The organism is Variovorax sp. E3 (assembly GCF_016082275.1).
Taxonomy (GTDB): Bacteria; Pseudomonadota; Gammaproteobacteria; order Burkholderiales; family Burkholderiaceae_C; genus Variovorax.
The window spans coordinates 1-3,288 of the sequence record NZ_MOWM01000297.1; the positions used below are offsets into that span (position 1 = coordinate 1).

The 3,288-nt window shown below is 62.9% G+C and carries 5 protein-coding genes and 1 pseudogene; 5 read left to right on the forward strand and 1 reads right to left on the reverse strand.

From position 1 onward, the window contains the following. The 4 genes and pseudogenes from BMG07_RS40210 to hemP all read left to right on the forward strand — a co-directional run. Window positions 1-312: pseudogene (locus tag BMG07_RS40210) on the forward strand (energy transducer TonB); the annotation flags it as partial. Window positions 313-334: 22 nt separating this feature from the next. Then, window positions 335-1,048: a MotA/TolQ/ExbB proton channel family protein gene (locus tag BMG07_RS40215; RefSeq protein WP_198089149.1), complete on the forward strand. Its 714-nt coding sequence runs from the start codon at window positions 335-337 to the stop codon at window positions 1,046-1,048. A gap of 5 nt (window positions 1,049-1,053) precedes the next feature. Continuing rightward, window positions 1,054-1,467, forward strand: a complete 414-nt coding sequence (locus BMG07_RS40220) for a biopolymer transporter ExbD (protein ID WP_198089150.1) — start codon at window positions 1,054-1,056, stop codon at window positions 1,465-1,467. A gap of 94 nt (window positions 1,468-1,561) precedes the next feature. Further along, a complete protein-coding gene (hemP, locus tag BMG07_RS40225; protein WP_198089151.1) occupies window positions 1,562-1,774 on the forward strand; it encodes a hemin uptake protein HemP in 213 nt (70 codons plus the stop codon). A gap of 189 nt (window positions 1,775-1,963) precedes the next feature. On the opposite strand, the gene BMG07_RS40230 is transcribed toward hemP, so the two are convergent. Further along, window positions 1,964-2,371, reverse strand: a complete 408-nt coding sequence (locus BMG07_RS40230; protein ID WP_093236987.1) for a heme-binding protein — start codon at window positions 2,369-2,371, stop codon at window positions 1,964-1,966. Between the two features lie 177 nt (window positions 2,372-2,548). Between BMG07_RS40230 and BMG07_RS40235 the strand changes: the two genes are divergently transcribed. Further along, the gene (locus BMG07_RS40235; protein WP_081268675.1) at window positions 2,549-3,250 is read left to right on the forward strand and encodes a Bax inhibitor-1/YccA family protein; all 702 of its coding nucleotides are present in this window, start codon (window positions 2,549-2,551) and stop codon (window positions 3,248-3,250) included. Window positions 3,251-3,288: the final 38 nt, after the last annotated feature.

Sequence of the window (3,288 nt, forward strand, 5' to 3'; positions counted from 1 at the left end):
CCGCCGCCGCGCCCCCGGCCCCGCCCGCGGTGCAACTGCCGTCGAGCAACGCCGACTACCTGCAGAATCCCAAGGCCACCTACCCCCGCCATGAGCAAACGGCTCGGCGAACAGGGCAAGGTCATCGTGCGCGTGCTGGTCGGTGTCGACGGCCTGCCCAAGAGCGCCGAAGTCAAGAAGTCCAGCGGCTTTGATCGCCTCGACGAAGCCGCCGTGGAATACATCCTGAAATGCCGGTTCGTCCCCGGCAAGGTCAATGGGGTGGTGCAGGCCATGTCCTATGACGCCCCCGTCAACTACGTTCTGAACTAATTTTTCTCTGGAGCAACTTCGTATGGATTCCCAATTTGGCTTGATGAACGTCTGGAACCAGGGCGACTTCGTCACCAAGGCCGTCGCGGTGCTGTTGATCGGCATGTCGCTCGCGTCGTGGATCGTCATCATCGTCAAGGCACTCGACGTCATCAAATACAAGCGCCTGGCCAAGCACTCGCAAGACTTCTGGCACAGCGAAGACTTCGCCACCGCGCTGAACAAGCTCGGCCAGGACGACAGCAATCCGTTCCGCGCGCTGGCCCTCGAAGGCCGCGAAGCCGCGGCGCACCATCGCAACACCAAGGCGCACCTGCATGACGCGCTCGACGTGAGCGACTGGATCACGCGCTCGCTGCGCAACGGCATCGACGCCTTCACCGCCCGCCTGCAGACCGGCCTGGCCGTGCTGGCTTCGGTCGGCTCCACGGCCCCCTTCATCGGCCTGTTCGGCACGGTCTGGGGCATCTACCACGCGCTGATGAGCATCGGCTCGGCCGGCCAGGCGACCATCGACAAGGTGGCCGGCCCGATCGGTGAAGCACTGATCATGACGGCGCTGGGCCTGGCCGTAGCCATTCCCGCGGTGCTGGGCTACAACGCGCTGGTGCGCGGCAACAAGTTCGTGCTGACCAAGCTCAATGCCTTCGCGCACGACCTGCACGCCTACTTCGTGACCGGTGCCCGCGTCCAGAGCGGCAGCGAAGCCGTCGTGGTTCCGCTCAAGAAGGGCTGAGCATCATGGCCTTCGGTACCCAAGACGAACCCGATGAGGTGATGAACGAGATCAACATGACGCCGCTGGTCGACGTCATGCTGGTGCTCCTGATCATCTTCATCATCACCGTGCCGGTGATGAAGCACGCGGTCAACATCGACCTGCCGCGCGCCACCAGCGAGCCCGAGCAGCCCAAGCCGCAGAACATCCTGTTCAGCGTCACGGCCGACGGCGAGTACTACTGGAACGAACAGAAGATCGCCGACAGCGAGCTGCCGGCCCGCCTGGCCGCCGAAGCCGCCAAGGAACCGCAGCCCGAGTTGCACATCCGCGGCGACAAGGCCGTGCGCTACGAGCGCGTGGCCAAGGCCATGTCGGAAGCCCGTGAAGCCGGCGTGCGCAAGATCGGCTTCATCACGGAGCCTGATTCGAAATGATCTGATGCGCGAGCAAAAAAAAGTTGATCGCGTCGATTGACTTTTTATTGCGAATCATTATCATTCAGTCATCGCTTCGATAAGGGACCTCCAGATGCCAGCCACCCCCAACGCCTTTTCTGTTCTGAACCATCCTTCGCTCGACCAATCGGGTGGCGGTCATGCGTCGATCCAGGCATCGCGTCCGGCGCCGATGGTCGAAAGCACGGAGCTTCTGAAAGGAAGCAAGACCGTGGGCATCATGCACAACGGCTCCCTTTATCGGCTTCAAGCCACCAAACTCGGCAAGCTGATCCTGACCAAATAAGGTCCGTCAGCCCGCCCCTCGCGCAAGTTTCATCGTGGGGCGACTCAAGGAGATTCATCTCCGAAGGGTCGTTTTTTGCTAGCCAACGGTTCGCCGACTAGCCAAGCTTTTTTTCACGCTGAAGCATCCAAAAAAAGCAAAACGCCGACCATGAGGTCGGCGTTTTGCTTTGTGCGATTCGAAAAAGAATCAGAGGCCGAGGGCGGCAATGCCCGCCTTGGCGATTTGCGCGTCTTCGTTCGACTTCACGCCGCTCACGCCCACGGCGCCGATCACGTGGCCGTCCTTCACGATCGGCACGCCGCCTTCGAGCAGGCCCTGCACCGCGGGCGCCGTCAGGAACGCCGTGCGGCCGCCGTTGATGATGTCCTCGTAGACCTTGCTTTCGCGACGGCCCATGGCGGCCGTATGGGCCTTGGCGGGGGCGATGTGCGAAGACAGCGCGGCGGCGCCGTCCAGGCGTTGCAGCCACAGCAGGTTGCCGGCGTCGTCCGAAATGGCGATGGTGACCGCCCAGTTGTTCTTGAGGGCCTCGGCTTCCGCTGCGGCGGCGATGGCCTTGACGTCGGCGAGTTCGAGGAATGACTTGGTCTTCATGGTGTGCTCAAGGTTGCGTGAAAACCCGACAGCATAACGGCCACGCCGCCAGCAGTGCCTTCGGGCCGGTGCCAAGCTGCGGAACATCGCGCATACGGTCTTTATCGAAACTTGCTCTTGCAGCCCCCTAGAATGCGCCCCAACTGCGTGTTAGCAGCAACCACAGGAGCTCCGGCCATGAACGACCGCGTTACCACCCTAGACACCTCCACCGGCTACGGCCAGCCGCTGGCCCAGGCCGAACGCCAGCGCGTGCTGCGCAATACCTACTGGCTGCTCGCGCTGAGCCTGCTGCCCACCGTGCTGGGCGCCTGGGTCGGCGTCAGCACCGGCATCACCCGCTCGCTCACAGGCGGTCTCGGCCTCATCGTCTTCCTGGGCGGCGCATTCGGCTTCATGTTCGCCATCGAGAAGACCAAGAACTCCGCCGCCGGCGTGCCGGTGCTGCTGGGCTTCACCTTCTTCATGGGCCTGATGCTGTCGCGCCTGATCGCGATGGTGCTGGGCTTCAAGAACGGCTCGGAACTCATCATGACGGCCTTCGGCGGCACCGCCGGCGTGTTCTTCGTGATGGCCTCGCTGGCCACGGTCATCAAGCGCGACCTGTCGGGCATGGGCAAGTTCCTGTTCGTCGGCGCCATGGTGCTGATGTTCGGCGCCATCATCAACGTGTTCGTCGGCTCGAGCACCGGCATGCTGGTGATCTCGGTGGCCGCCATCGGCATCTTCTCGGCCTACATGCTCTATGACCTGAAGCAGATCATGGACGGCGGCGAAACCAACTACATCACCGCCACGCTCGCGCTGTACCTGGACCTGTTCAACGTGTTCCAGAGCCTGCTGGCGCTGCTGGGCATCTTCGGCGGCGAACGCGACTGACCGGCGAAACCGCACCCCAGAAAGAAGGGCCCCTTGCG